This window comes from Arthrobacter sp. BL-252-APC-1A (assembly GCF_009696625.1).
In the GTDB taxonomy this organism is placed as follows: Bacteria; Actinomycetota; Actinomycetes; order Actinomycetales; family Micrococcaceae; genus Arthrobacter_B.
In genome coordinates this window covers 490,923-511,487 of record NZ_VULS01000002.1, presented here as the reverse complement: position 1 = coordinate 511,487, position 20,565 = coordinate 490,923, and the positions used below count along the sequence as shown (strand labels likewise).

General features: G+C 66.3%; 17 protein-coding genes. 6 read left to right on the top strand and 11 right to left on the bottom strand.

Annotation, left to right across the window (positions count from 1 at the left end; all coding sequences use genetic code 11):
• Positions 1–2 precede the first annotated feature (2 nt).
• The 7 genes from secA to mtrA form a co-directional block, all read right to left on the bottom strand.
• Complete coding sequence (gene secA / locus FYJ28_RS05155) at positions 3–2,747, bottom strand: preprotein translocase subunit SecA (protein WP_326831519.1); 2,745 nt, start codon at positions 2,745–2,747, stop codon at positions 3–5.
• Positions 2,748–2,838: 91 nt separating this feature from the next.
• Entirely contained in the window at positions 2,839–4,047 is a 1,209-nt protein-coding gene (locus tag FYJ28_RS05150) for a winged helix-turn-helix domain-containing protein (RefSeq protein ID WP_154578467.1), read from the bottom strand.
• A gap of 32 nt (positions 4,048–4,079) precedes the next feature.
• Positions 4,080–4,790, bottom strand: a complete 711-nt coding sequence (gene hpf / locus FYJ28_RS05145) for a ribosome hibernation-promoting factor, HPF/YfiA family (RefSeq protein WP_154578466.1) — start codon at positions 4,788–4,790, stop codon at positions 4,080–4,082.
• 225 nt (positions 4,791–5,015) lie between these two features.
• Positions 5,016–5,807, bottom strand: a complete 792-nt coding sequence (locus tag FYJ28_RS05140) for a ComF family protein (protein ID WP_154578465.1) — start codon at positions 5,805–5,807, stop codon at positions 5,016–5,018.
• 108 nt (positions 5,808–5,915) lie between these two features.
• The gene (locus FYJ28_RS05135) at positions 5,916–7,625 is read right to left on the bottom strand and encodes an LpqB family beta-propeller domain-containing protein (protein ID WP_154578464.1); all 1,710 of its coding nucleotides are present in this window, start codon (positions 7,623–7,625) and stop codon (positions 5,916–5,918) included.
• Positions 7,618–9,318: an MtrAB system histidine kinase MtrB gene (mtrB, locus tag FYJ28_RS05130; RefSeq protein ID WP_326831518.1), complete on the bottom strand. Its 1,701-nt coding sequence runs from the start codon at positions 9,316–9,318 to the stop codon at positions 7,618–7,620. The genes FYJ28_RS05135 and mtrB overlap by 8 nt, the downstream gene beginning before the upstream one ends.
• Positions 9,319–9,352: 34 nt before the next feature.
• Positions 9,353–10,030 carry an MtrAB system response regulator MtrA gene (gene mtrA, locus FYJ28_RS05125; RefSeq protein ID WP_055239539.1) on the bottom strand — a complete coding sequence of 226 codons (678 nt, stop codon included), beginning with the start codon at positions 10,028–10,030 and terminating at the stop codon, positions 9,353–9,355.
• Between the two features lie 262 nt (positions 10,031–10,292).
• Between mtrA and FYJ28_RS05120 the strand changes: the two genes are divergently transcribed.
• The 6 genes from FYJ28_RS05120 to FYJ28_RS05095 are packed head-to-tail and all read left to right on the top strand — an operon-like array spanning position 10,293 to position 16,538.
• Entirely contained in the window at positions 10,293–11,600 is a 1,308-nt protein-coding gene (locus FYJ28_RS05120; RefSeq protein ID WP_055239538.1) for a proline-rich domain-containing protein, read from the top strand.
• A gap of 6 nt (positions 11,601–11,606) precedes the next feature.
• Positions 11,607–12,287 carry a DUF4129 domain-containing protein gene (locus tag FYJ28_RS05115; RefSeq protein WP_154578463.1) on the top strand — a complete coding sequence of 227 codons (681 nt, stop codon included), beginning with the start codon at positions 11,607–11,609 and terminating at the stop codon, positions 12,285–12,287.
• Positions 12,284–13,504, top strand: coding sequence for a DUF4350 domain-containing protein (locus FYJ28_RS05110; RefSeq protein WP_154578462.1), 1,221 nt, complete (start codon positions 12,284–12,286; stop codon positions 13,502–13,504). Before FYJ28_RS05115 ends, FYJ28_RS05110 begins: the two co-directional genes overlap by 4 nt.
• Positions 13,501–14,514 carry an AAA family ATPase gene (locus FYJ28_RS05105; protein ID WP_055239535.1) on the top strand — a complete coding sequence of 338 codons (1,014 nt, stop codon included), beginning with the start codon at positions 13,501–13,503 and terminating at the stop codon, positions 14,512–14,514. Before FYJ28_RS05110 ends, FYJ28_RS05105 begins: the two co-directional genes overlap by 4 nt.
• Before the next feature lie 3 nt (positions 14,515–14,517).
• Positions 14,518–15,810 carry a DUF58 domain-containing protein gene (locus tag FYJ28_RS05100; RefSeq protein ID WP_154578461.1) on the top strand — a complete coding sequence of 431 codons (1,293 nt, stop codon included), beginning with the start codon at positions 14,518–14,520 and terminating at the stop codon, positions 15,808–15,810.
• A 47-nt stretch (positions 15,811–15,857) separates the two neighbouring features.
• The gene (locus FYJ28_RS05095) at positions 15,858–16,538 is read left to right on the top strand and encodes a DUF4166 domain-containing protein (RefSeq protein WP_055239533.1); all 681 of its coding nucleotides are present in this window, start codon (positions 15,858–15,860) and stop codon (positions 16,536–16,538) included.
• A 24-nt stretch (positions 16,539–16,562) separates the two neighbouring features.
• On the opposite strand, the gene FYJ28_RS05090 is transcribed toward FYJ28_RS05095, so the two are convergent.
• Genes FYJ28_RS05090 through FYJ28_RS05075 form a run of 4 tightly spaced genes read right to left on the bottom strand, consistent with a single transcriptional unit; the run spans position 16,563 to position 20,416 of the window.
• On the bottom strand, positions 16,563–17,636 hold the full coding sequence (locus tag FYJ28_RS05090; protein WP_154578460.1) for a hypothetical protein: 1,074 nt from the start codon (positions 17,634–17,636) through the stop codon (positions 16,563–16,565).
• Positions 17,620–18,000, bottom strand: a complete 381-nt coding sequence (locus tag FYJ28_RS05085; RefSeq protein ID WP_055239531.1) for a chorismate mutase — start codon at positions 17,998–18,000, stop codon at positions 17,620–17,622. The genes FYJ28_RS05090 and FYJ28_RS05085 overlap by 17 nt, the downstream gene beginning before the upstream one ends.
• Before the next feature lie 56 nt (positions 18,001–18,056).
• The gene (gene mnmA / locus FYJ28_RS05080; protein ID WP_055239530.1) at positions 18,057–19,193 is read right to left on the bottom strand and encodes a tRNA 2-thiouridine(34) synthase MnmA; all 1,137 of its coding nucleotides are present in this window, start codon (positions 19,191–19,193) and stop codon (positions 18,057–18,059) included.
• Positions 19,190–20,416 (bottom strand): cysteine desulfurase family protein, encoded by a 1,227-nt coding sequence (locus FYJ28_RS05075; RefSeq protein WP_326831517.1) that lies wholly within the window; start codon positions 20,414–20,416, stop codon positions 19,190–19,192. Before FYJ28_RS05075 ends, mnmA begins: the two co-directional genes overlap by 4 nt.
• Between the last annotated feature and the right edge of the window lie 149 nt (positions 20,417–20,565).

Below are 20,565 nucleotides of genomic sequence, written 5' to 3'. Positions count from 1 at the left end.
CGCTACTTGCGCCGTTTCTTCTTGGCGCGGTTGTCCTTGCGGGAAGGAGACGGGGACTGTGCACTGCCCGGCTTCGCCGCGGCTGTGCGTTCCACCCGGGTCTCCACCTGGCCCTGGCTGTTCGGTGCAGAGAACTGCAGGCTGGCCGGACGCTCGGGAGCGTCCAGACCCGGAGCCTTGATCACGGGGGCGCCAACGACGCCGCGTGCGTCCTTGATTCCCTGCAGCGCCTCGGGGGCTGCGGGCTGGGTGACCTGGACTTCAACGTTGAACAGGTAACGGATGCTCTCCTCGCGGATCGCCTCCATCATCGTCTGGAACATCACGAAACCTTCGCGCTGGTACTCAACCAGCGGATCGCGCTGTGCCATCGCCCGCAGGCCGATGCCTTCCTTGAGGTAGTCCATCTCGTAGAGGTGTTCCTGCCATTTCCGGCCGATCACAGAGAGGACAACACGCCGCTCGAGTTCGCGCATTGCGGCCGAGCCGATGGCGTCTTCGCGTGCCTGGTAGGCAAGCCGGGCGTCAGAGAGGATTTCATCCAGCAGGAAGTCCCGGGTCAGGCTGGAACGGCCGCCTGCCTCGTCGATGACCTCATCGATGGTGAGTCCGATGGGGTAGACAATCTTCAGGTTCTTCCACAGCGTCTCGAGGTCCCAGTCATCGCCGTGTCCTTCGGCCGTTGCATCGTTGACGACGGCGGTGATCACGTCTTCGAGGAAGAACCCGATCTTTTCCTGCAGGTCGTCGCCTTCGAGGATGCGGCGCCGGTCCCCGTAGATGGCTTCGCGCTGGCGGTTGAGAACGTCGTCGTACTTCAGGACGTTCTTGCGCTGCTCGGCGTTCCGGGCCTCAACCTGGCCCTGGGCGTTCTGGATGGCCTTGGAAACGAGCTTCGATTCCAGCGCGACGTCGTCCGGCATGGAGGAGCTGTTCATGATCCGCTCTGCTGCGCCGGAGTTGAACAGGCGCATCAGGTCATCGGTCAGCGACAGGTAGAACCGGGATTCACCCGGGTCGCCCTGACGTCCGGAGCGGCCGCGCAGCTGGTTGTCGATTCGCCGCGACTCGTGGCGCTCGGTGCCCAGCACGTAGAGTCCGCCCAGCGCACGAACTTCGTCGTGCTCGGCAGCAACCGCTTCCTGTGCCTTCTCAAGGGCGGCAGGCCAGGCTGCTTCGTAGGCCTCCGGGTCCTCGGCGGGATCCAGTCCGCGGCTGTTCAGCTCCGCAACGGCATTGAACTCTGCGTTACCGCCAAGCATGATGTCGGTACCGCGGCCGGCCATGTTGGTTGCCACTGTAACCGCACCCTTGCGGCCGGCCTGTGCGACGATGGCCGCTTCACGCGCATGGTTCTTGGCGTTCAGGACCTCGTGCCGGATGCCGGCCTTGGCGAGCTGCTTGGAAAGGTATTCACTCTTCTCCACGCTGGTGGTGCCCACGAGGACGGGCTGGCCGGAGGCGTGCCGTTCGGCGATGTCCTTGACGACGGCGTCGAACTTGGCGACTTCGTTCTTGTAGATCAGGTCCGACTGGTCAAGGCGCGCCATCGGCTTGTTGGTCGGAATGGGTACAACGCCGAGCTTGTAGGTGCTCATGAACTCGGCGGCTTCAGTTTCGGCCGTGCCGGTCATGCCCGCGAGCTTTTCGTAGAGGCGGAAGTAGTTCTGCAGCGTGACGGTCGCCAGTGTCTGGTTCTCGGCCTTGATCTGCACCCCTTCCTTCGCCTCGATGGCCTGGTGCATGCCCTCGTTGTAGCGGCGCCCGGCGAGGATGCGTCCGGTGTGCTCGTCGACGATCAGGACCTCGCCCTTGAGGATGACGTAGTCCTTGTCCCGCTTGAAGAGCTCCTTCGCCTTGATGGCGTTGTTCAGGAAACCGATCAGGGGTGTGTTCGCAGCTTCGTAGAGGTTGGAAATGCCGAGGTAGTCCTCGACCTTTTCGATGCCGGACTCCAGCACACCCACGGTGCGCTTCTTTTCATCGACCTCATAGTCGACGTCCAGCGTCAGCCGCTGCACTACCTTGGCGAACTCCGTGTACCAGCGGTTGACATCGCCGCTGGCGGCGCCGGAGATGATGAGCGGGGTCCGCGCCTCATCGATGAGGATGGAGTCCACTTCATCGACGATTGCGAAGTGGTGTCCGCGCTGGACCAGCTCGTTGGAGCTCCAGGCCATGTTGTCGCGCAGGTAGTCGAACCCGAATTCGTTGTTGGTTCCGTAGGTAATGTCCGCTGCGTATTGCTCACGGCGGGTGGCCGGATCCTGGTTGGCAAGGATGCAGCCGGTGGACATGCCCAGGAAGCGGAAGACACGGCCCATCAGGTCTGACTGGTATTCAGCGAGGTAGTCGTTGACCGTGACCACGTGGACACCGCGGCCGGTCAGTGCGTTGAGGAAGGCCGGGGCCGTAGCCACCAGGGTCTTTCCTTCACCGGTCTTCATTTCGGCGATGTTGCCCAGGTGCAGGGCGGCGCCGCCCATCATCTGCACGTCGAAGTGCCGCATGCCGAGTGTCCGGCCGGCTGCTTCACGGACCAGGGCAAAGGCCTCGGGGAGCAGGTCGTCCAGGCTCTCACCGTCCGCGTGGCGTTCCTTGAGGCTATCCGTCTCGGCGCGCAGTTCGGCATCGGTCATGCCCTTGAACTCGTCCTCGAGCACGTTGATCGCATCGGCGTAGTTACGCAGTGTTTTCAGCGTCTTCTTGTCACCCGTGCGAAGAACTCGTTCGAGAAGTGATGCCACTGATTTGCTCCCAATCTAGTGTTGCCGAAATCTGGCGTCCCCAGTCTACGTGAGAGACGTCCGGCAGGTCGCCTTGGTTCCCGCATGGGGGTCATCCACGGTCAACTGCCAGTTTCAGGGCGGGCGCAAGGTTGCCCACAGGTCTTACCATAACCTCTGCGAGCCCCAGCCACTGTGCCATTAGCCGCAATTCCGCGGCAAGCTCAACGGCGGTGTCGTCCGGGGAACCGGGCTCGCTGTGGGCTGCCTGGACCAGCAGGGCCCGGCCGGCGCGGTCGGCTTTCAGGTCGACCCGTGCCACGATCGCCTCGCGCAGGAGGAACGGCAGTACGTAATACCCGTATTGGCGTTTGCGGGCGGGTGTGTAGATTTCGATCCGGTAATGGACACCGAAGACTGCCTGCAGCCGGCGCCGGTCAAAGACCAGCGAATCGAAGGGGCTCAGCAGGCCGCGCCCGTGGCACCGCCTCGGTGTCCCTGCCTCCGGGTGAAGGAAGACCGGACCTTTCCATCCCTCGACTGTGATTTCCTCCAAACGCCCCTGCAGTGCAAGGCGCCGGGCTGCGGCGAGCGTGTCCCGCAGCGGGAGGCGGAAATAGTCGGCGAGCATTGGTGCCGTCCCCAGGCCTATTGCCCGTGCCGCCGTTTCCGTTAGCCGCAGCAGGGCCTCGTTGCGGTCCGCCGGCTCCAGTGCCGCTTCGCCGTCAGGATGCACTGCGGCTGCGGGAGCATAGAGCCGTTCAAAGGCTGTTCCCCGTCCGGCCGATGAGATCAGTCCCTGTTCAAAAAGGTCCGACAGGACGCGTTTTGAATCAGTCCAGTTCCAGCCCCATGACTTGGTGCCGGGCTGTGTGCCATGACCAAGGAAGGTCTCCACCTCCCGTGCAGACAGCGGATGCTTCTGCTGCAGGAGGCCCAGCACAGCTTCAGTGAGCTGGCTGCGCGGTTCCTCCGGCATCGAGGTGGCACGCACCCAGGTCCGGCGCTGCCACTGGCGCAGGTCTGCAAACAGATCCGGGCGGATGAAGCTGGCTTCATGGGCCCAGTATTCAACCATCCGGCGGGGATGCCGGGTGGACATCCGGTCCAGGGCAGCCCGGTCGTAGGCGCCCAGCCGGGTAAAGAGGGGTAGGTAGTGGCTGCGGGCCAGCACATTCACCGAGTCAATCTGCAGCAGCGCCAGCGCATCAAAAACGCGGCCCGCCTGCCCGGAAGTCGGGCGGACAGGCCGCGGTTTGGCTAGCTGCTGGGCACCGAGGATGGTGCGGCGTGCCCGGTCAAGGGAGAAGGCTGCTGGCATGCACCCATCCTAGGACCGGCGAGCACTGGCCCCTAGGCGCCGGCGTTCACGTCCTTGGCCGGCGTGGCGTCCCGGTAGCCGCGGATCTCCTCGGCCCCTTCGGCGCACTTGGAATCCAGCGTAATAACGCCGTAGGTCCACCCCTTCCGGCGGTAGACCACGGACGGTGCTCCGGTGGCAGCGTCGACAAAGAGGTAGAAGTCGTGGCCAACCAGTTCCATGTTGTCGACGGCGTCGTCAAGGCTCATGGGGGCACCCGGGAAGACCTTGCGACGGATGAGGACCGGGCAGTCGCCGGTCTGCATGTCCTGGTCGGTTTCGCTGCTCTCGGCCGGGGCCGGCTCGGCGGCCGCGAACTGGGACGAGAGCGGTTCGGAACTGCTGACTGGCTCCAGCCCCGCGGTGGCAACCCGGACAGGAACCGGGGTGTGGCGGCCGCGGTGCACCTTGCGCCGGTCGCTGGCGCGGCGCAGGCGTTCCATCAGCTTGCCGTAAGCCAGATCGAAGGCTGCAAATTTGTCAGCGGAAGAGGCCTCTGCACGGACCACTGGTCCACGGCCGAGTACGGTCAATTCCACGGTGAGGGAGCTATCCGCCTCACGGACGTTTTCGTGCTTGGTAACCCGGGCATCCACCCGCTGTACCTTGTCTCCGAGGTTTTCGACCTTGCCGATTTTTTCGGCGGCGTACTGACGGAACCGATCGGATACTGCAACATTGCGTCCGCTGATCATGAATTCCATGGTGCCCTCCAATATTCTTCGGTGACACAACAACGGCCGCTGCCAGTTTCCTACGCGGCCGTTGCCGCAGGACCGCTCCGTTTCTTGAAGCAATCCATACCCAACACGTTAGATCACCGGGAAGGTTAATTCACCTTCTGACCTTGGCCGCTGTGTCCGCCTGTGCTTCGGCGGGCTGAGTTTTCGGCGGCCGGACTCTTATATGCCCCGGCCTGCCCGATTGGCTCAGGACGGAGCACGCACCGCCGCGATTACCACCGCTCCGGCTACGTGTGCCCCGGCGCCACGGAGTGCCCGGACAGCTTCGGCCAGCGTCGCCCCGGTAGTCAGAACGTCGTCGGCAACAAGCACTGTGGCCCCCTGGAGCGTACCCGGGCGGGCAGTCATGGTTCCGTGGACGTTCCGGCGCCGTGCACGGGCCCTCAGCGTCTTCTGCCCGCCTCTGCTCCGGCCGAGCACTCCGGCTGCTGCAGCCGCCGGCCGGAACCGCAGGGAGCGGTGAATGCCTGTTCCTGCGGGAAGCAGGCCCCGCCGCTCTATCTTCGCCAGGATCAGCTCCAGTGGGTCATACCCGCGCCTGGTCCTGCCCCGGAAAGATCCCGGGACGGGCACCACTGCCAGGTGCCCGCTGTGGGCTGCTGATGACCGCGCGCTGTAAAGGGCACGGGCCATCGCTTCGGCAAGGATGCCTGTGAGGTCTGTGTGCCCGTGGTTCTTGTACGCCAGCATTACCCTTGCCAGTTCTGCCCCGTAACGTCCGGCGGCGGTCACCGGCAAAGGAAGATGATCCGCTTCTTCATGGCGGGGAAGCATGGCAGCCCGTTCTGATGCGTCGAAAGGGCGCAGGGTGGCCTGGCGGAAGGCTGCCAGGCAGGGCAGGCAAAGCGACGCGTCCGGGGTTCCGCAGGCAACGCATTCCACCGGCAGCAGCACCGAGCGCAGTTCATTCAAAGCTGCGGCGGCTGCTGCCGGCCCAGGCAGGGCGAGCAGTTCCTCGAGTCTCCTAAGTGCTGCCATGCGCCCATGATCGCGCCTGCCCGCTGCTGGCTGCGGGACAGGGGACCGGATTCCGGAAACACGGGACGGGTACCGGGAAACGGACGGACCTGTGCAGGGCCGGTGGCGTTAGCCGGGGAAGGACGGGTCCCGGATTCCGTCGATCTCGCGGATCCAGCCGTTGCCGAGCTTCTTGTAAACGGCTTCTCCGGTCTGCAGGAAAATATCCTCGGGCCCGTCGCCTCCGCTGATGCCGAAGCTGCCCTCCCAGTCTGCCAGTTCACGGTTGTCTTCCGCCGGATCAAGGACCACCGGGGTAAGTGCGTCATCCTGTCCCCGCTGCAGTGCCGCGACCCGGTTTTCACCGGCCCAGACCGCTGTGGAGACCGGCTCGGTCGTCCACAGTTCCAGGGGGGTGGTCAGTGTCTGCGGGGTGCCGTCCGAGGAACGCACGACGCCGGCGACCAGGACCCGGGATGCGCCGTCCTGCTCCACCACAAGCAGGGCGCGCGCCCCGTCCCGGGAGATACGCAGTTCCCGGACACGCATGTCTGCGAGCCAGGAAGGAGTCAGTCCGGCTTGTGTGGATGCCGCAAGGTTCGGCCCCACAGCGATGAGCCTGCTCCCCTGACCAGCTTCCGCGGCAGACCAGATCCAGCCCTCAGGATCGATGCTCGGCCCGCTGAGCCCGCTGCCAGTTGCAACCTGGGCTACGTCCTTGTCCGGGCCGGTTACCAGGAGGGTGCTGCGGTCACCCGACAGGAAAGCGATGGTTGACAGGTCCACGGACACGGCCGGATCCCGCGGGCCGTATTCGGAGACATCCGGCAGGTTCTCAATGCCCTTCGCCTGCCGGTCACGGAAGAAGACCAGTTCCTTCCCCAGAACACCCACCTGGGTGTCCCCTGCCGATGGATCAGCCTGAACCGGCAGCAGCTCGCTGCTTTCGGGCCCCAGATCAACGGCCCGCTGGTTGACGGTCATCTCCACAGAGTTGACGTTGTTGAGCTGGCGCAGGTTCTGCTGCAGCTGAAGTTCCATCTGCTGCCGGTTGAGGTCCGTGGAATCCTCCAGGACCTCAGCGGAGAAGTCCACGGTAGCCACCCCGGAAACCACCGGGACCGCGTCGCGGGCAAGTTTTGTCTCCACGGGGAAGGCGCTGGTGACCGCGCCTTCGAGATAAGGGGCCGGGCCGGCAAGCATCGCATTTACCACTGAGGCCGCCATGCCCGAACGCTGGACGAACCAGCGGGTGTCCGGCACCCAGTAGCGGTACGTGCTGGAGTAGAAATACAGGTTGTGTGCCCGGAAAACGGTTGGGAACGTTACGTCGGAGATCATCACGCCGTTCGGAATGCCGTTGATCCGCCATTCGCCGTCCTGCTCCACAAGCCGAACCTGGATCGTCTCGGTTGTCCCCGGTGCGGACACCGTGCGGATTCCCTTGGCGTTGACCGAACCGACCACTTCCAGCTGGATCTGGAAGGCATTTGGTTCCGGCAGCGGCACTATGTTGGGGTCCGCACCGTAGATAACCACACGCTCGTTGGGCACCCAGGATGCAGTCAGTTCCGGAGTCAGGTACTCGCGGGCAACGCTGTAGTCCTCGGCGGCGCCCACTCCTGCCCTGATGAATCCTTCGATGATCTCCTGCGGGCCGGCTCCCTCAGCCGGCCCGGGCGGGCTGTAGTTGAGCTGGTTTGTCAGGCTGTTGCCGCCGGCGTTGGCCGTGGCTGTGCCAACCGGCCCCACCGTCGGGATCGAGGAGCAGCCGGAGACGAAGAGCAGTCCGGCGATCAGCACTGCAGCAGTACGGCGGGCAATGTGGGCTCTAGGCATTGGATTCCTCCCCCTCGGCAGGGGCCGCAGTAAGTGCCCGCGGGGGTGCCGGCAGCGCGGTGTCCTGCGGCGAGAGCGGCACCGGAGAGGCTGCAAAACCTTCTCCGTGGCGCCGCGGAAGGGTCAGCCGGAAGCACGCGCCGTCGCCCGGGCTGCCCCAGGCCTCCAGCCAGCCCCGGTGAAGCCGGGCATCTTCGGCGGCGATCGCCAGGCCAAGTCCGCTGCCGCCGGTTGTCCGCGCCCGTGCCGGATCTGCGCGCCAGAACCGGTCAAAGACACGCGCTGCGTCGTCCTCGGTCATTCCAATGCCGTAGTCCCGGACCGCCACGCCAACGGCGTCGGCATTCGTGGCGACGGCGATCTCGACCGGTTTGCCTTCTCCATGTTCGAGCGCGTTGACCACAAGGTTCCGCACGATCCGTTCAACCCGGCGGGGATCGGCGTCGACCACTACACGTTCTTCCCGGCACACAATGCGGACCTGGGAACCGTTGTTCAGTGCCAGCGGCTCGGTGGCTTCCACGACGTCGCGGACAATGCCGAGGATGTCCGCGGCTTCGAGGTCCGGTTCAGCAGCACCGGCGTCGAACCGGCTGATTTCCAGCAGATCCGCCAGCAGCGCCTGGAACCGTTCAACCTGGTGATAAAGCAGCTCGGTGGACCGTTTGGACACCGGATCGAATCCGTCCCGGGCATCGTAGAGCACCTCTGCTGCCATGCGCACTGTGGTCAGCGGGGTGCGGAGTTCGTGCGAGACATCGGAGACGAAGCCCTGCTGCATGCGCGAAAGCTGGGCCAGCTGCGTGATCTGGTCCTGCAGCGTTGCGGCCATATGGTTGAACGACGCTGCCAGACGGGCGACCTCGTCCTCTCCCTTGACCTCCATGCGTTCCTGCAGCTCACCGGCGGCCAGCTTTTCCGAAACCGATGCCGCTGCGCTGACGGCGCCGACGCCTGCTTTGGTCACTACCCACGCGATGGTGCCGATGATGACCAGCAGCAGTCCGCCGGCAATCCAGAGGATGCGGTGGATGTCGTCCAGGGTCTGCTGCATGGTGGACAGGTCATAAATGAGGTAAAGCGCGTATTCGGACCGGTCAGGAGGCAGCGTCACCTTGGTGCCGAAAGCCAGCCCGGGTTCGCCGTGGGCCAGCGCCAGCGCGGACCAGTGGACGACGTCCTCACCCTCGGGATCAAGCGCCGCGACGGCCTCGCTCAGCGGATCGGGGATACCGCTGGCGGTGATTCCGTCGCCGAGCGGTGAAACGTAGAGGTTTTCCTGGTCCGGCAGCGGCGTGAGCAGGTATCTGCGGGGTGTTTCAGCTCCCCTGCCCTCAAGCAGGGACAGGGTGTTGGAGACGAGCCGTTCGGTGCTTTCCCTGTCGACCGCGGCAGTGGTGCGGAAGTTCTCCTTCACGCTGCTCAGGCCCGAACTGGCTTCGGCCTGGAACTGCGTCAGGCGTTCCTCATACAGCGCGCCGGCGATCTGGTTGGAAAGGAAGGCCCCGATCCCGCCTGCGGCCACGGTCACCAGCAGCAGCGTTGCAAGAACGGTCTTGAACTGGAGGGACGTGCGCCAGCGGGCGGCAACCTTGGCGGTGGTGGCCCGGTGCGCGGATTCAGCTCCCCGGCGCACCGCTGCAAGGGCGCGTTGCAGCCGCGCGCGGACCTGGGTTCTGAAACTGTCCGGCACACTGCCCTCCTCCGCACCGGCGGAGGGGAAGGTACTAGTTTTGGCCGGCTTTGTAACCGACACCGCGGACCGTCAGGACAATTTCGGGTGCTTCCGGATCCCGCTCAATCTTGGACCTCAGGCGCTGGACGTGCACGTTGACCAGCCGCGTGTCTGCGGCGTGACGGTAACCCCACACCTGCTCCAGGAGCATCTCACGGGTAAAGACCTGCCAGGGCTTGCGGGCAAGTGCCACCAGGAGATCAAATTCCAGGGGTGTCAGTGCAATGCGCTCGGCGCCGCGTGAAACGGAGTGGCCGGCGACGTCGATGCTGATCTCGCCAATGGACAGTGTCTCGGGTGCCTTGGAATCAACCGGGCGCAGCCGCGCCCGCACCCGTGCCACCAGTTCGGCCGGCTTGAACGGCTTGGGCACGTAGTCGTCGGCACCGGATTCGAGGCCGCGAACGACGTCGGCGGTGTCGGATTTGGCGGTCAGCATCACGATCGGAAGGTCTGACTCGGCACGGATCTGCCGGCACACTTCAATGCCGTCCATTCCGGGAAGCATCAGGTCCAGGAGGACGAGGTCCGGCTTGGAGCTGCGGAAAACCTCGAGCGCCTGGGCGCCGTCGGCACAGAAAACGGGGTCGAACCCGTCGTTGCGAAGCACAATACCGATCATTTCGGCCAGCGCTTCGTCGTCGTCTACGACCAGTATCCGTGCCTTCATGCTTTTCAGTTCCCCGTTACTTTCCCGCCCTGCCAGGGCATTCGACGTCCTGGGCTGTCCGGCAGCCACACGCCATGATGTGTGCTCTCACCGGACATGCGGCACCCAGCCTGAAGCCAGGCATGCCGGAATAGCCCATGTTATCCCTATCATCCCTAACGGCATATTTCCGTCCGGCCCGCCGGGTCCCTCTCACGGCGTCCAGAAACTATAGTCGGACTAGGAGAAACAGGACGATCACCCAAAAAGGCGGGGCGCAAGGATGAGTCAGGACAATCACAACGAACCCGAACCCGGCGGCGCACCCCGCCCCGGAGCCGGGCATGAGCCCTCCCCTCCGCCTCAGGCGCCCTGGGGACAGCAGCCGCAGTGGGGCCAGGTGCCCCAGTGGGGACAGCCGCCGTGGGGTCCGCCGGCAGGCAACCCGTCCCAGCCGGGCGGCGTCCCGCCGTACGGGCCGCAGGGCTGGAACGCCGGCCCCTACGGCGCCCCCGGGGCAGGCCCCCAGGGTCCCTATCCGCCCGGCGCGTACAGCGCTCCCCCGAAGCCGGGGGTCATTCCGCTGCGTCCCCTCGGTCTCGGGGAAATCATGGACGGTGCCTTCCAGGCCTGCCGCCGGAACCCGGCAGCGACCTTCGGCACCGCAATCATCATCCAGGCCGTCATCTCTGTCCTGACGGTGATCTTCGGACAGTCACTCCTGGCACCGCTTTCGGACATTGGCCTCGAGTCGGAGCTCACCGACGAGCAGGCACTCTCACTGGGCGCTACTGCCCTGACCGGCGGTACGGCGCTGACCGTGGTCTCCGCGATCGGCATCCTGCTCATGCAGGGGCTGCTGGTTATTCCGGTTGCCCGGGCAATCCTGAACCTCAAGACCGGCTTCGGCCAGACGTGGCGGCTGGCCAAAGGATCAATGCTGAGGCTTGCCGGACTGGGCCTGCTGATGTTCGCTGCCGTGGCGGCAGGCATCGTCGCCTTTATCTTCGCCCTGATCTTCGTCATTGAATTCCTTGGCCCGTTCGGGGTGTTCCTGACCGTTATCGGTGTGCTCGCGCTGATTGCCGTGTTTGCCTGGCTCTCGGTGAAACTGGCACTGGCCCCGGCGGCCCTGGTCGCCGAACCCCGCGGAGTCTTCGCTGCGGTCTCCCGGTCCTGGACCCTCACCCGGCGCAACTGGTGGCGCACTTTCGGCATCCTTCTGCTGACCAGCGTGATTGTTTCCATCATCGTTTCAGTGATCAGCACTCCCATAACCATGCTGATCACGCTCTTCGCGTCCTTCGGCACGGGAGAGGCTGCAGCGGACGACATTTCCTCCGTCATCCCGGTGCTCATCCTTACTACGGCAGTCTCCGCCTTCTTCGGCGCAATCGGATACGCCTTCCAGGCGGCGGTTACGTCGCTGCTGTACATCGACCTGCGCATGCGCCGCGAGGGATTCGACGTTGCGCTGATGAAGGACCAGGAAGTCGCAGCGGCTTCCGGCCCTGAGTTCGTTCCTGGCCGGAACCAGCCCCCGGCACCGGCCGGCCAGTGGCCGGGCAGCCCATACCCCGGTTCTGCCTAGGGCTGCATGGAGACAAGCATTCGTACCGCACCCGTCCTGCAGGTGCCGGTGGAACCTGACGCTGACCAGGCCCGCGACTGGCTGCAGTCCGAACTCTCGAAGCCCGAATACCAGGAGGCCCAGCCGGGCCTGCTGGAGCGGGCGCTGACGGCTGTGCTGGAGTGGCTCGCTGATGTGGTGTCAGGAATCCAGGGGGTGGGTGCTTCCACCGGTGTCCTCCTGCTGGGCCTTGGTGCCCTGCTGCTGCTGGCCCTTGCCGTCCTGATCATCCGGCCGCGCCTGAACGCAAGGCGCAGGCCGGACGGGGTTTTCGACGACGCCGAAACCGGTCAGGACGCGGTCAGCCACCGGGCCCTTGCCGAGGAAGCGCTGCGCGCCGGCGACTGGGACAGGTCACTGGCCGAACGGCTCCGGGCGATCCTGCGCTCTGCCGAGGAACGGGTCATCCTGGATCCCCGGCCCGGACGGACCGCCCATGAAGCGGGGGCTTCGCTCTCAGCAGTCTTCCCGGCTGCGGCGGAGGAAATTCTTTGGCTCAGCCGCCGCTTCGATGAAGTCCGCTACGGCGGCGGCCAGGCCGCGGAGCAGGATGCCCGCCGCGCGGGAGAACTTGATGCACGCCTGCTGGGCTCCTCGCCTGCCGCCCCGCAGCGCACCGCGCAGCCGTCCCTGGCGGTCCCGAAATGAGCGGCGCAGCGGTGGAAACCGCAGCGGGGCACGCCGTCGGGGGCAATGTTTCCGGTACGTCCGCAGGTCCGTCCCGGCTGCGCAGACGGTTCCGCGCCTGGCGGCTGTGGATCATCCTGGCGCTCGTACTGGCCGGAGGCGTCGTGCTTAGCCTGCTGACCTCCACCAGTGCCGACCGCACCCCGCTCTCCGCCGGCAACCCCTCCCCCAATGGTGCGCAGGCGCTGGTGAGGGTTCTGGGCGAACGGGGAGTCGACGTCGTTCAGGCACCGGACTTCAACAGCGCACTGCGGGCCCTGGACGCGCAGGATGCGACCCTGCTCTTCTTCGATCCGAACGAATACCTCGGCGCCGGCCAGCTGGCTGAACTGCGTGCCGCTGCCGGGAAGGCCGTCCTTGTGGAACCGACGTTTGCGCAGCTGCGCGGGCTGGCACCAGGGATCTCCCAGGCCGGGCTGGTCCCCGAAGAGACTGTCAAAACCGGTGAGGTGACCGGTCCGCGCTGCGCGGACCCTGCGGCAGAGGCTGCCGGAACGGTCAGCGCCGGCGGACTGGCTTACCGCGGCCCGGTCACGTGCTTTCCCGTGACCGGCGGTGCCGGGGAGCCGGCCGGCCTCTTCGCTGCCGAAGAAGACGGCTCGGCTGCCGTCCTGGGCTACTCCGGACTGCTTGCCAACGGCACCATCACCGAGAACGGCAACGCGGCCCTGGCTCTGCGTTCCCTCGGCAGTGCCGGCACCCTGGTCTGGTATCTGCCCGTCCCGTCCGACATCCCCGCCGGCGATGCCCCTGCCAACCCGTTCAGCCTGCTTCCGGACTGGGTGGATCCCCTGCTGGCGTGGGTTGTGGTCGTGGCAGCAATCGCGGCATTCTGGCGGGGCCGCAGGCTGGGCCCGCTGGCAATGGAACCCATGCCGGTGGTGGTCCGTGCTTCGGAGACAGCAGACGGCCGGGCGCGTCTCTACCAGGACAGCAGGGCACTGGACCGCGCCGCGGCGAATCTGCGTGCCGGCACCATGGTCCGCCTGGCGGCCAGGCTCCGGCTGGGGCCCGGCAGCACCAGTGCCGCCGTTGTGGAGGCGGCAGCACGCAGTACCGGACGCCCGGTGTCCGAGATCGACGCCCTGCTCAACCGGCACGCACCTGCAAACGACAGCGACCTCGTGACGTGGTCACAGGAACTGCTCTACCTAGAGGAAGAGATAACGGAATCATGACCCAGCACTACCCTTCGGTCTCCGGCTCCGCCGAGGCGCCCGGCGTTTCGTCCGATGCCGGCGAAAACGCGCGCCGGGCCCTGCAAGGCGTCCGGCAGGAAGTCGCAAAGGCGGTGGTGGGACAGGATGCCGCAGTTACCGGGCTGATCATTGCCCTGCTCGCCCGCGGCCACGTTCTGCTGGAAGGTGTCCCCGGCGTAGCGAAGACGCTGCTGGTCCGGACCCTGGCCGCAGCGCTGTCCCTGGACACCAAACGCGTGCAGTTCACCCCGGACCTCATGCCGGGTGACGTGACCGGCTCCCTGATCTACGACGGGCGGACCTCCGAGTTCAGTTTCCGTGAGGGGCCGGTCTTCACCAACATCCTGCTTGCCGATGAAATCAACCGCACTCCTCCCAAGACGCAGGCATCACTGCTGGAGGCCATGGAGGAACGCCAGGTCACAGTGGACGGGGTCTCCCGCCAGCTGCCGGACCCGTTCCTGGTGGCAGCGACCCAGAACCCGGTTGAGTATGAAGGCACTTATCCCCTCCCCGAAGCGCAGCTGGACCGTTTCCTGCTGAAGATGACGCTGGAGCTCCCCGGCCGCGACGACGAAATCGAAGTGATCCGACGGCACGGCAGCGGCTTCGACCCGCGGAACCTGGCTGCAGCGGGCGTCCGTCCGGTGGCGGGGGAAACCGACCTGCTGGCCGCCCGCGAAGCGGTGGCGCGGGTGGAAACCGCCCCGGAAGTGCTGGGCTACATCGTGGACCTTGTCCGCGCCACCCGTTCAGCGCCGTCTTTCCAGCTGGGCGTCTCCCCCCGCGGTGCCACGGCGCTGCTGAACACGGCACGGGCCTGGGCCTGGCTTTCCGGCCGCTCCTTCATCACGCCCGACGACGTGAAAGCCCTGACGCTGCCGGCGCTGCGGCACCGGGTTGCGCTGCGGCCCGAAGCCCAGATGGACGGCGTCAGCGTGGATGACGTGCTGGGCAGCATCCTCGCCACTGTCCCGGTACCCCGGTAGCCGATGGCCATCTCGTCCCGACTGGTCCTTCTGGCAGCCGCCGGCGCCGTGGCAGTCGTGCTCTTCCCTGGACCGGTCAGCATACTGGGCTGGCTCGGTGTGCTTGCTGCGGCCGCAGCACTGGACCTGGCCCTGGCGGCGTCCCCGCTGAAGGTCCGGCTGGAACGCGTCCTGCCGGAAAGTGCCCGGCTGGATGAAGACGTCCCTGCTGCACTGGTGGTCCGCAATGGCTCCGGCCGCACTCTTCACGCCGTCATCCGGGATGCCTGGCAGCCGTCGGCCGGCCAGCTCCAGCCCCAGCGCCGCCTCACGGTCCCGGCCGGGGAAGCACGAAGGGCACCGGGAACCCTGCGCCCTGAACGGCGCGGCGACCTTCGGACCGCTTCGGTTACTGTTCGTTCCTTTGGCCCGCTGGGGCTGGCGGCCCGGCAGCGGACCGTTCCCTACCCGGGCACGCTGCGGGTCCTGCCCCCGTTCCGGTCCAAGCGCCACCTGCCGGCGAAACTGCGCAGGCTGCGGGAAATCGACGGCAACGCCTCCGTGCAGCTGCGCGGAGCGGGCACAGAGTTCGATTCCCTGCGTGATTACGTGCGCGGCGACGATGTCCGCTCTATCGACTGGAGGGCAACGGCGCGGCGGCGGGACACGGTGGTACGAACCTGGCGCCCGGAACGGGACCGCCGGGTCATCATCGCGCTGGACACTTCCCGCACCGCAGCCGCGCGGATTCTCGACGAACCCCGCCTGGATACGGGGATTGAAGCTGCCCTGCTTCTGGGGATGCTCGCACAGGGCGGCGGGGACCGGGTGGACTTCGTCGCCTTTGACCGCCGCGTGCGGGCACGGGTGGATTCTGCCGCGAAGGCGAACCTGCTGAGCCGGCTGGCCGGGACGATGGCGCCACTGGACGCCGAACTCATTGAGGCCGACTTCTCGCTGCTGCCGGGAATCATTTCCTCCGTGTCATCGCGGCGTTCGCTGGTTGTGCTGGTTACCTCCCTGGATGCCGGAGCGGTGGAAGAGGGGCTGCTTCCGGTGCTTCCGGCCCTGCTGGCCAAGCACGTGGTGGTGGTGGCTTCCGTGCGGGACCCGGCACTGGATGACCTCCGTTCCCGGCGTGGAAGCGCCGCGGACGTGTTCCGGGCGGCAGCAGCCGAACGTGCCCTGCTGGACCGGGCAGCCGTAACAGCGCAGCTGAAGTCAATGGGAGCTGAAGTGGTGGATGAACCGCCTTATGAGCTCCCTCCGAAGCTGGCCGATATGTACATCCGGCTGAAGGCCTCCGGCAGGCTCTAGCTGCGTCCGCAGACCGTTCAGCCGGTCCGGCGGCGTAGTGTGGAGGAATGACTGACGGGTCCGTATACCAGCGGGCGCTGGGCGCCGACTTCGACCGGCTTCAGCCCGAACTGCAGGATTACTTCTCGCTGGCTCCCGGCGAGCAGCGGTACGGAGTGGGAACCGGCGTGTTCGACGTCGCCGGCAGCCCCCGCCCGGTACTGCGGCCCCTGATGTCTGCCCTGCCGGTGACCAATGCTTTCTTCCCCGATTACGGCCGCGCCGTTCCGTTTACGATCCGCAACTATGCACATCTGGACCCGTTTGGGCGGTCCTCGCTAACGGCGGTGCGTACTTTCAGTTTTGACCGCGCCGAGCGGATCTTCGAGGACACCACGTCCCTGACCTCCCCCGCGGGGCTGACGGACTATGTGGGCAGGCGCCGGAACCTGGCCACGGACCTTCAGCTTTCCGTCTCTGCGGACGGCAGGCTGCACATGCATTCCCCGCACACCCGGCTGTTCCTGGGCCGGCTGCGGGTGCCGGTCCCTGTCCTCGCAGGCGCCGACGCCCACGCCGAGCAGTGGTGGGACGCAGAATCCGGGATGTTCCGGATCCGGACCCTGGTGCGCCAGCGGCAGCTCGGCACCGTGTTCGTCTATGACGGCAGCTTCCGCTACGAATACCGGGACTTCGACGGTGTGCTTCCACCGGATGTGGAACCCGAGAAGTGGGAACGGCGGCTCTAGGCCTGCTCTCCGGAAGGACGGGCCTTAGCCTTCAGCGGCCAGCTGGTCCAGGGCCGATGCGGTCTGGGCCAGCCGCTCCAGGACACGCCTGGCGCTGGACGGCGCAAGATCCGCCAGGTCACCGTCGGGCATGATCCGAAGTGCCGGGAGGTCCCGCAGCGGCAGTCCCACCCGGGACCACGGTCCGGTGACGTCCTCAACGAGCCCCGTTACCTGGTGGGGTGCCGCACCGGCGGCAGGAAGCGGCAGGATGCCCAGCCAGATCTGCTTCCCGGCCTCGATCGCTTCTGCGAGTCCCTCCCAGTCACGGCTGGAAAGACCTCGGGCTGGCAGCGCAACGCCGTCGGCCCCTGCTCCCAGTGCAAGGTCCAGCCCCGATCCGGGCCGGCCATGGTCCGCGGAGGGCAGATTCAGGACGACCTCGCCTGCACCGGCTGCCAGCAGGGTCTCCCGCAGTGCAGTCCAGGCCTGTGAGGCTTCCTGTGCCGGAACCGACCGCAGCGTCCGGTAGCCGCTCGCTGTTGGAATGCGTCCGCTCAGGACCCGGTCCAGCAGGGGCTCATCCAGCTGAACCGTAATCGCTGCTCCCCGCGCTATGGATTTGACCCGCTCAACGTAACCGACAGCACCTGCGGCGAGGGATTCGGCGATCTCCCGGCGGGCACCGGCGTCCGAAAGCGCCCGCTCACCGTTGTGCAGGTAAAGGGAAGCGGCCAGGGAGAGCGGTCCCCGGAGGCTGACCTTCAGGGCGGGGCCAGGTGCTTCCTCCTCGCCGATGACGTCGGCAAGGGTGTTAATGTCTCGTGAGAGCAGCGAAACTGCGCGGCGGTGGTCGACGCCGGGACGGTCCACCAGGCGCCAGCCATGCGGCTGCAGGTCCACCGGGAGCTCCACGAGCAGTGCGGCGGTACGTCCGGTGGCGTCGGCACCCGGGCCCCGCTGGGGCAGTTCCACCAGGAAGGGCAGGTGCGGCTCACCCAGTTCGCCCCGGATGGTCTTCGCCGCTTCCAGCGGATCTGTTCCGGGCCAGGTGCCCGCTGCCGTAGCTGTGACCCCGGACGGCGGGGCCGGCTGGGAAGTTTCAGGCTCCTGCGTCATTGCTTCCGCCGTTGCGGGTCTCGGAGATGGCCTGGTGGTGCCGGATGACCTCGCTGATGATGAAGTTCAGGAACTTCTCGGCGAAGGCCGGGTCCAGGTGGGCGTCTTCCGCCAGCCGCCGGAGCCTGGCGATCTGTGCAACTTCACGGCCTGGGTCAGCCGGGGGCAGGTGGTGCTCGGCCTTCAGGTGCCCCACCCGCTGGGTTGCCTTGAACCGTTCGGCCAGCAGATACACCAGCGTCGCATCGATGTTGTCGATGCTGCTGCGCATGGCAAGCAGCTCGTCCATGACCTCGTCGGCCACCTTGCCGGAAAGGGAGCTGGCTTTGGGGTCGAAGTCGTCGTCAGCTGGTGCAGTACTCATGACTCCAGTTTAGGGTCCCGGACGGCCGGCACCGGCGCAGGTTACGGCGGCCGGGGCTAGGAGACTGCTGCGGGGTCCCACTGCAGGGAACGTGCCGAGTCGATCGTGGCCTGGCCCAGCACCCGGGTGCCCTGGTAGATCACCACGGTCTGCCCGGGGGCCACTCCGCGCATGGGATCCTTCAGCCGGACCACGAGCTCGCTGCGGGAGTCCTCCCCTGTTTCCATCCAGGCGGTGGCGGGAACAGGGTCGCCGTGCGCGCGGACCTGCGCGGTGCACTCGAAGGTTTCCCCGGTGGCTATCTCACGGATGGGCAGCCCGGCCCAGGAGACCTTGATGCCGCGCATCTGGTCGATTTCAAGCAGCTTTTCCGGTCCGACAATGACCTTGTTTTCCTTCGGCCGGATCTCCAGTACAAAGCGCGGCTTGCCGTCGGCAGCCGGGCGGCCCAGCTTCAGGCCCTTGCGCTGGCCGACGGTGAACGCGTTGGCACCGGGATGCGTGCCGAGGGTTTCGCCGGTGGGATCCACGATCTCGCCCTCGGTCATTTCGATGCGCTCTTCGAGCCAGCCGCGGGTGTCGCCGTCGGGAATGAAGCAGATGTCGTGGCTGTCGGGCTTGTTGGCCACAGACAGGCCCCGGCGCTCAGCCTCAGCCCGCACCTCCGCCTTGGACGGGGTGTCAGCGAGAGGGAACATGGCGTGCCTGAGCTGCTCGTGGGTCAGCACACCGAGCACATAGGACTGGTCCTTTGCCCAGTCAGCGGCGCGGTGCAGTTCCGGGTTGCCGTCGGCGTCGGTGATCACCTTGGCGTAATGGCCGGTGCAGACGGCGTCGAATCCCAGGGCAAGTGCCTTCTCCAGCAGGGCAGCGAACTTGATGCGTTCGTTGCAGCGCATGCACGGATTGGGGGTGCGGCCGGCCGCGTACTCGGCGACGAAGTCATCCACCACGTCTTCCTTGAAGCGTTCGGAGAAGTCCCAGACGTAGTAGGGGATCCCCAGGATGTCGCAGGCCCGCCAGGCGTCACGCGAGTCTTCAATGGTGCAGCAGCCGCGGCTGCCGGTGCGCAGCGTACCGGGCATCCGGGAGAGCGCCAGGTGGACCCCAACGACGTCGTGCCCTGCCTCTACTGCCCTTGCTGCGGCTACGGCGGAGTCGACTCCGCCGCTCATTGCTGCCAAAACCTTCATGAGAAAAAACCTGTCCCTGCTGTTCGAATGCTGCTTTCGCTGCCCGCCATGCCGGCCTTCTTGGCCCGCTCATAGGCCTCGGGCAGGGCATCTATCAATGCATCAACGTCGTCAGCCGTGGATGTATGCCCCAGGCTGAAGCGCTGGGCCCCGCGGGCCTCGGTTTCACTTAGTCCCATGGCAAGCAGCACATGGGAGGGCCGGGGCACGCCGGCGGTGCACGCCGAGCCGGTGGACGACTCTACCCCTGCAAGATCCAGGAGGAAAAGCAGGGAGTCTCCCTCGCACCCGGGGAAGGTGAAGTGGGCGTTGCCGGGCAGCCTGCGGGTGCCCGCCTCGTCGTCGCGCGGTCCCCGGAGTACTGCGTCGGGAACCGTGCGTTCGACGGCGGTAATCAGGTAGTCGCGCAGAGTGCGCAGCCGTGCGGCTTCTTCCTGCAGGTTTTCGGTGGTTTCCCGGGCCGCCGCAGCAAACGCGGCAATTCCGGGCTTGTCCAGGGTTCCTGAACGGATGTCCCGCTCCTGGCCGCCGCCGTGCAGCACCGGCGTGAGCTTCACTGCCCGTCCCACTACCAGCGCACCGACTCCCACAGGGCCGCCAATCTTGTGTCCGCTGACCGCCATGGTGTCCAGGCCGGATTCGCGGAAGCTCACGGGAACGGTGCCAAAGGCCTGCACCGCGTCCGAGTGCACGGGTACGCCGTGGGCGTGCGCGAGTTCAACCAGGGCCGGAATGTCCTGGATGGCACCAACCTCGTTGTTCGCCCACATCACCGTAAGCAGTGCCGTCTCCCCACCGTGTTCCTCCAGCTCGCGGCGCACCGCGTCGAGGCTGACCACGCCGTCCGAGTCCACGGGCAGCCAGGAAACGACGGCGCCTTCATGTTTTTCGAGCCATTCCACCGTGTCAAGCACAGCGTGATGTTCCACCGGGGAACACAGGATGCGGGTCCGCCGCGGATCTGCGTCGCGGCGGGACCAGTACAGTCCCTTGACTGCCAGGTTGTCCCCCTCTGTGCCACCGGAGGTGAAGATGACTTCGGAAGGATGGCAGTCCAGCGCGGCGGCAAGGGTTTCCCGGGAGTCTTCAACAACCGTCCGGGCACGCCGGCCGGAGCCGTGCAGCGAGGAAGGATTGCCGCTGCGGCTCAGTTCGGAGGTGAGTGCGGCGAGGGCCGAAGCCGAAATCGGCGTGGTCGCCGCGTGGTCGAGGTACACGGGCACCAGACAATTCTAACGGCTTGTGCTCCTTCGGCGCTCCGCGCCCCGGAGTCCTTCACCAAACCGGCCTGCAGCCGATGCGTCTGCATCCCTTTTTCGAACGCTAGAATTGGCTCTCCGCCAGGCTGCGAACTAATCCGCGGCCTGCAGCG

Bases quoted from the DNA above. Each gene is read 5' to 3' on its own strand.
- FYJ28_RS05135 (WP_154578464.1), bottom strand. From the start codon at position 7,625: ATGCCTAGAGCCCACATTGCCCGCCGTACTGCTGCAGTGCTGATCGCC.
- FYJ28_RS05100 (WP_154578461.1), top strand. From the start codon at position 14,518: ATGGCCATCTCGTCCCGACTGGTCCTTCTGGCAGCCGCCGGCGCCGTG.
- FYJ28_RS05120 (WP_055239538.1), top strand. From the start codon at position 10,293: ATGAGTCAGGACAATCACAACGAACCCGAACCCGGCGGCGCACCCCGC.
- hpf (WP_154578466.1), bottom strand. From the start codon at position 4,790: ATGGAATTCATGATCAGCGGACGCAATGTTGCAGTATCCGATCGGTTC.
- FYJ28_RS05095 (WP_055239533.1), top strand. From the start codon at position 15,858: ATGACTGACGGGTCCGTATACCAGCGGGCGCTGGGCGCCGACTTCGAC.
- FYJ28_RS05105 (WP_055239535.1), top strand. From the start codon at position 13,501: ATGACCCAGCACTACCCTTCGGTCTCCGGCTCCGCCGAGGCGCCCGGC.
- mtrA (WP_055239539.1), bottom strand. From the start codon at position 10,030: ATGAAGGCACGGATACTGGTCGTAGACGACGACGAAGCGCTGGCCGAA.
- FYJ28_RS05150 (WP_154578467.1), bottom strand. From the start codon at position 4,047: ATGCCAGCAGCCTTCTCCCTTGACCGGGCACGCCGCACCATCCTCGGT.
- FYJ28_RS05085 (WP_055239531.1), bottom strand. From the start codon at position 18,000: ATGAGTACTGCACCAGCTGACGACGACTTCGACCCCAAAGCCAGCTCC.
- mnmA (WP_055239530.1), bottom strand. From the start codon at position 19,193: ATGAAGGTTTTGGCAGCAATGAGCGGCGGAGTCGACTCCGCCGTAGCC.
- FYJ28_RS05115 (WP_154578463.1), top strand. From the start codon at position 11,607: ATGGAGACAAGCATTCGTACCGCACCCGTCCTGCAGGTGCCGGTGGAA.
- FYJ28_RS05110 (WP_154578462.1), top strand. From the start codon at position 12,284: ATGAGCGGCGCAGCGGTGGAAACCGCAGCGGGGCACGCCGTCGGGGGC.
- FYJ28_RS05140 (WP_154578465.1), bottom strand. From the start codon at position 5,807: ATGGCAGCACTTAGGAGACTCGAGGAACTGCTCGCCCTGCCTGGGCCG.
- FYJ28_RS05090 (WP_154578460.1), bottom strand. From the start codon at position 17,636: ATGACGCAGGAGCCTGAAACTTCCCAGCCGGCCCCGCCGTCCGGGGTC.